Here is a 7016-nt window from a genome sequence, read left to right as displayed (position 1 = left end):
AAAAGGAAACTATAGGAAAAGTTATTTTTGAAGTGCCAAAAAATTGGAAAAAAAGAAATATAAAAGGTATAGACTCTGAAATAACATCTTTTATAACATCTAGTTCTGACACAATATATTTTGAATACGGAGCTTATAATAATCCCTTTAATGAATCGAAGATTATAGTTAATGATAGCCTAATCTATAAAACTTTAAAAGAAAATTCTTTTGACAAAAGCATAGTATTTTCTACTAATAAAGAATTAGACAATAATCAAGGAGTTTTTCTAGATAATTATTATTACTATGATACAATCAATAATCATCTAGCAAAAGTTATGTTGCCTAAGAAAAGTAAAAAAGGACAAATGGGCATATATTTTGAAAATGTTGATGGAAAGAAAAATAACTTTTCTGTCTATACGCTTCATCCATTAAAAGGAATTGATAGTTTAAATTTCTTCAAATTGAAGAAATCAATTCAAATAAAGTAATCAGATTTGGCGCAGGACCAGCGTAGCATATGAACAGGACGTGTTAAAGATCCAGAAATTATTAACTCAACCTTTCCCGGTTCATTAACCTTTACATTAATTCTTGATTTTGTACCGACGGCAGAAGGATTTTACAGTTTCACAGAAACCGTTATAGTTACCAGTACAGAGATCATTTGGGAAATGCAAGGGTGAGCTATGCTAAAAACAGCAGTGGTGCATTGGAAATCAAGGACACCATAGGAAATATACGCTAAAGATAAGAGATATTTTACAGAAGAATATATTTATACTAATAGTAAAACCAAAGAAAAAACATCTTTAGGTCGTTTTAAAACTTATATACAATGAGAAAATTATTAATAATATTTTTAAGTTTTTTTGTGTTTCTTTTTCTTAGCAGCTCGTTTCAATTACAACAAAATGAAATTATTTTAGTTGCAAAGGTTGAAAAAATTGACTTAACAGAAAATAACTTTATAATATATTTCAAAAATAAAACGGTAAAAGGGGTATTCTCTATATCTAAAATCTGTAGTGATGAAGATAATATAATATATAAATACAAATTAGAAACTGGTAAAACTTATCATTTTAAATTAAAAAAATCAGTTTCAGTTTATATGCCAGAGCACGAGCCCAAAAAAAATTCACATATAGAGTTAGTTGATGGAAAAATAGTTTGGACAAGTAAAATGAAGAGAATTTTTTATGAAGATTGTTTAAATATGTGTGGTTTAAATATAGACAACGAAGTTAAACTCAAAAAATAATCTGTAATATTCCCGTTTCGCAAAGTTTTCCAATTTTTAGCAGATAAAAATAAACCACCGTTTTTTTGCGGTGGTTTTAATGAGTTGAAATGTCCTGTCCTGAAATATTGATGTATTATACAAAAAGGATTGTATTAATTTTTTTCTTAATACTATCGATTTATGACTATACATGATTTAATGAATGATGATCCTCTGAAAAGGAGGAGTAAGATTTGTATTAAACATTGGGGACAGTGCGGATACAGACAAGTAAATGGTGTTAGAGAGTCAAAATCATTAAGAACTGTCGAAATTAAACCAAAAACAAAATAAATGAAAGCTATATCATTTTTAATAATAATCCTGGTAATGAGTTGTTGTTCTAGTAATAAATTATCTACAAGAAATGATGATGTTAATAGTTCGTATGAGATCTTAAAATTGACAGTACTAAAAGTATGTATTTAATACAAATCCGATAACGTATCAAAATTGTTGGTATTCCCCGCTATGCAAAGTCTCTAGATTTTGAACAGATAATAAATAAACCCTCCTTTTTTTGCGGTGGATGGCGTATATTCCGTTTATGCTTATAGAACAAACAAACCCACCGCAAAAGCTGTGGGTTTAATTAAATATTGAAAATAACAAGTATATTTACAACTATGTAGACCATTTGGGAAATGTACGACTGTTGAAATGAAAAGTAAATGACTAGATTTCTAAAATTATTTTTTTATCACATATATTTATACTTTTATAATTGGCAGGTGTGGAAAGTTATGCTACTTTCGGCCAAACCCAAGCCTATGAAAATCTAATGTCTGCTTGACGCAGATTGGTCTGCTTAAATTCATAATAAATTGATATTGAATTTCTTTTAAACATTGATAAAAAAGAATATTTTTGTGCAATATTAAAAATTAATAATCAACACTCGAAATAAACTAAAGGATGTATAAAATCTACGCAGGAGCATTGTTCTTATGCTCGGTCCTCGGCGTTTCCGCCCAGGAAGTCATCTGGCAAAAAGACATCAAATCTTCGACCCAGGATTTTCTTTCCCAGATTACAACAACCATCGACGGTCAATATCTGATTTCAGGAAGCTCGATTCAGTCAGATAAATTATCGTCTGAAAGCAAGCAAAACAACGGTTACGATTTTCATTTGGTTAAGTTAAACCAGCAGGGTGAAGAGGTCTGGGAAAAATATTTCTCGGGACAGAACCATGATTTTCTTTCCGCGACGGTGAATACACAGGAAGGTGGATTCGTTCTGGCAGGAACTTCTTATTCAGCGAAGGGCCTTGATAAAAAAGATGATTGTAGGGGAGGATCTGACATCTGGCTCATCCGGATCAATGAATTTGGGGACGAATTGTGGCAGAAAACCATTGGCGGGGCTTCGGATGAAGAAGCCCGGGCGGTGATCCAGACGACGGATATGGGATTTTTTGTGGCAGGCAACATTCAGAATTCAGAAAAAGGCTATGGCTCCAAAGACGTTCTTATCATCAGACTTGATAAAAACGGAAAGGAATTATCGCAATTGGTTTTGGGCGGAAAAGGCCTGGATGAAGTGGAGAAGATGATCCCGACCAAAGACGGCGGTGCTTTATTGGGCGTTTATTCCAGAAGTAATGTGGGTGAATCAAAGAAGACCGAAAACTTCGGCGAAGGCGATTACTGGATCATCAAGCTTTCCAAAGACGGCAAAGTGGAATGGGAAAAGAATTTCGGAGGTAAAGGAGATGATCATTTGAGAACCCTTGCTTTGACTTCCACAGGCTACTTAATCGGCGGAGAATCGAGATCCGAGAGATCGGGCAATAAAACCGTCGGTATTGAAGAAGGAACGGACTTATGGCTGATTTCCCTGGATGAAAGAGGGGAAGAAATCTGGCAGAAGTCCTACAATTTCAAGAACCGGGATGTACTGATGGGAATGAGTGTGATATCCACCCCTGGCCCCTCCAAAGGAGGGGAATCCGGCAACCTGACTAAAGGGATTTTGCTGGGCGGTTATACGCAGGCAGAAGGAAGGATTGAAAGTGACGATGAAACGTTCTGGATGCTGTACCTGGACCAAAATGGAAATGAGCAGTGGAGAAAACACGTAAAAGGTGAATCGAGAAAAAGAGAAGAAAGGCTTTCGGATATTAAACTGAACAGGGATGGTTCGATTGTGTTGGCCGGAACGAGTGCCGAGGAACTGGGAAAAGAGAACTGGAAAATTGTCAAGCTGGGTGACAAACAAATTGATCAGCTGATTGAAAAGCAGGACGTTAGGATCTACCCGAATCCGGTGAGTGAATATGCGTATGTGGAAATAGGGTTTGACTTTAAGGAAGCGGATATTGTGATGTATGATATGGGTGGAAGACAGTTGCAGAGCCTGAAAACAAAGAATAAAGTGACTAAAATCAATACGCAGGCTCTGGTGCAGGGTGCGTACCTGGTGAGCGTGAAAACCAATGATAATAAAACAGCGAGTGCTAAACTGATAAAAAAATAATGATGAAAAAAATAACGTATATCTTCTTTACTTTACTTTGCTCCTTGGCTTTGTATAGTCAACAGACCATAGGCAATTCGCAGATAGACAAACAGATTCTTTCTTATCCAACCTCTCCTAATGCTTATGCTATGGATAAAGTAGGAAAATTACCGATGGATCTGTTTAATGGAAAGGCTAATATAAGTCTGCCTATTTACAGTATTGAAACAGGTGATTTTAGTATTCCTATTAATCTCACTTATAATACCGGAGGGATTAAACAGAATGAGATTGCCAGTACTGTAGGATTAGGCTGGGCATTATCGATACCTAACAGCGTTACAAAAAGTATATTTGATAAAGATGATGATCTGGCAAGTTTATTTTTTAAGGATATTAATCATGCAACTTCTGTTCTCACCAACATTGATCCCAGCAATCCGACACAGCAGGAAAGCCTTGATCTTCTCAATACAGGTCTATATGATTTAAAACCGGATCTATATTCCTATAATTTACCCGGGCTAAGTGGTAATTTTATTATCAATAACAATTTAGGATATACAATACCACATGAAGATATCAAAATAGAAAAGGTAGCACCAAGTTTTAAAATATCAGATACAAAAGGTACTGTATATTGGCTTTCTGCCCGCAATTTGGTTGTTTCGAAAGGTGTTGGAACACAGCCTCAACTCTCAAGAAATCTTTTTTTAGTAGATAGCATTAAGACTGCGGGGGGTAAACTTTTAAAATTTGAGTACCTCAAGCAACAGAAATACAAAGAGAAAACAAAATATGAGAAAAAGTATATCATCACGGCCAACGACAACCACGTTCCTGCCGGATTTGATTCATTCCCCTATCTGAATCCTAATCCTCCAATAGTTGAGAACAGTGAAAACAATATAGAAAGTCTGATAACAAAAATTGTATTTCCGGAAGGAGAGGTCAATTTTTTATATTCCGGTGATGAAAGCCTTCTAACGACACCGGATGCTATGTACCGAAAAGATTTGAATTCTGATACAGGAGGGCTTGCCCTTAAGAGAATCATTGTTAAAAACTCAGGTGGGGAAATCGTTAGGAAAGTGACTTTAAATTATTCCTATTTTGAACCAACAGGATCAAATCCTACATATGAAGGCTATAGACTGAAGCTCCTTGAAAAAGTGGACGATTTTAACAATACCAAACATATTTTTACTTACAACGAAGAAAAGATTCTTCCTGCCAGAAACGGCAATTCGGATGATTTGTATGGATATTTTAATACCACCACAACTTCTAACACAAACCTTCCCACTGGTTTGTCTATTCCCGGCGATGGATATGGCAGAAACAGACGCACAGATTCTACTTTTACCCAATTGGGCGTACTTACCGGTATTAAATATCCGACAGGGGCAATAAAAAAATTGTATTACGAAAATAATCGTTATTCTTTCAGTGTAACGGGCACAGAACATCATACTGAAATCCTGGGGGAAATTTATACCGATACCAGCATTCATCCTGAGCTATATACACTTACGGAAACAAAGACTATTGATCCTTTATATCAGAATGTAAAATATAACTTCTTAAGTGATTGTACGAATAATACTAGTCCACCACCAATTCCTGAGGGACCTTTTACTGTGTGTAGCGGAACCATAACCAGTAACAATATGCCATCAATTGGTTTTCATCTGAATGGAAGTTCAGGAGTTATCAATAACACGGGACAGCCTATTACCTTACAGCTTAAGAGAGCCGGCAACTGTACCTGTCAGATATCTTTATTTAGGGAATATGATGAGACTTGGACTGCTATTACCGAGGAAATTACCGGCGGGTTAAGAGTAAAGCGGATCGAAGATATTGATCAGGCGAATGTATCTAATGTTTTTTATTATGATTATAACAAATCAGGAACCTTAAAAAAGCAGTTCAGCTATTATAAACCTTATTACAGAGTTGCTGAGCCTAAAACTGGTCTGATTCCAGGTCAGGGCAGTGAAGAAAGTCCTGTTTCCGGCCAAGATTATGTTCATAAAGTTACAGAGGTGCAGACTGCAGGGAATGCTTTCACTTCGTACAATTCTTCCAATATTGTAACGTACTCTGAGGTGACCGAGCGTAACGGCCTGGGAGAAACAATCTATACCTTCACTGATGATAAAAATGCAAATAGTATTTATAGAAGCGGTAATGAAGCTTATATATCCTGGAAGTACGGCCTTCCTCTGAAAACGATTTATAAAAAAGGCAGTGATACTTTAAGAAAAGAAGTTTTTAGTTACGAGTTTAATCCCCTGAAAAATACGAAGTCCGGCTTTACAATGGGAAATCCTGATGAAATAGCTTTCGGGATGGACTTGTTTCTTGCCAAGTATCATACTTCACACGGTTTAAATCCTGATCTTACAAGTTATGAACTAGAATATTATCCAGTTTCCATTTATGGAGGAGCAATAGAAAAAAAACAGTCGAAGATTATCGAATACTTTAAAAACAACAAGGTGGTGGAGACCGTTACCGATTACACCTATTCCGATACCGATATCAACAAACCCATTAACCTGATGTCAACGAAAAATACCTATAAAGACGGATCTTTTGATATTACAGGCTACAGCTATGCTCATGATCAGGGGAGCCAGCTGATGATCGACCGGAATATGATCGGCATCCCTTTGGAAATAACGACCACTCAGACCCTGGGCGGAACGACCAAGACGTTGGGCAAGACCAAAACAATATACCCAACGTCACTGCCTACCACCCAGACCGGAAATCTCCTTCTTCCGACCTCTTCTGTTTCGTATGATCTTCAGTTCCCTACAGTGGTATCTGCTCAAATCCTTTACGATAAATACGACAGTAAAGGACACCCGCTGCAGTATACCACGAAAGACGGGATCTCTACAGCCATCATCTGGGGATACAACAACACCCAGCCTATCGCTCAAATTACCGGAGCCAGGCTTTCGGATATCAGCCAGAGCCTGATTAGTGCCATTGTCAGTGCTTCGGATAGCGATGCGGCTGCCATCCAGAATAATGACGAATCGGCATTTTTATCGGCATTAAATACTTTCAGGAACCATACCACCATGGCGGGCTATCAGATTACCACCTACACATATGATCCCCTTATCGGTGTCAGAAGCATCACTCCGCCTTCAGGCGTAAGGGAAGTCTACCTGTATGATTCCGCCAACCGGTTAATGGAAATCAGGGAAGGAAGCCAGAGCGGAAAGCTTTTAAAAGAATTCAAATACCACTACAAAAACTAATACCG

4 protein-coding genes are annotated in these 7016 nt (G+C 36.9%); all 4 read left to right on the top strand.

Features of this window, described 5'->3' with window-relative positions:
* The coding region (locus AC0N32_RS19610) for a hypothetical protein (RefSeq protein WP_476395522.1) at positions 1 to 476 on the top strand (476 nt) is incomplete at its 5' end.
* A gap of 347 nt (positions 477 to 823) precedes the next feature.
* Complete coding sequence (locus tag AC0N32_RS19605; RefSeq protein WP_476395521.1) at positions 824 to 1249, top strand: hypothetical protein; 426 nt, start codon at positions 824 to 826, stop codon at positions 1247 to 1249.
* A 936-nt stretch (positions 1250 to 2185) separates the two neighbouring features.
* Positions 2186 to 3748, top strand: a complete 1563-nt coding sequence (locus AC0N32_RS19600) for a T9SS type A sorting domain-containing protein (protein WP_476395520.1) — start codon at positions 2186 to 2188, stop codon at positions 3746 to 3748.
* On the top strand, positions 3748 to 7011 hold the full coding sequence (locus AC0N32_RS19595; protein WP_476395519.1) for a hypothetical protein: 3264 nt from the start codon (positions 3748 to 3750) through the stop codon (positions 7009 to 7011). The genes AC0N32_RS19600 and AC0N32_RS19595 overlap by 1 nt, the downstream gene beginning before the upstream one ends.
* Positions 7012 to 7016 lie beyond the last annotated feature (5 nt).

It is taken from the genome of Chryseobacterium endophyticum, from assembly GCF_056333165.1.
This window is presented reverse-complemented; position numbering and strand designations above follow the sequence as displayed.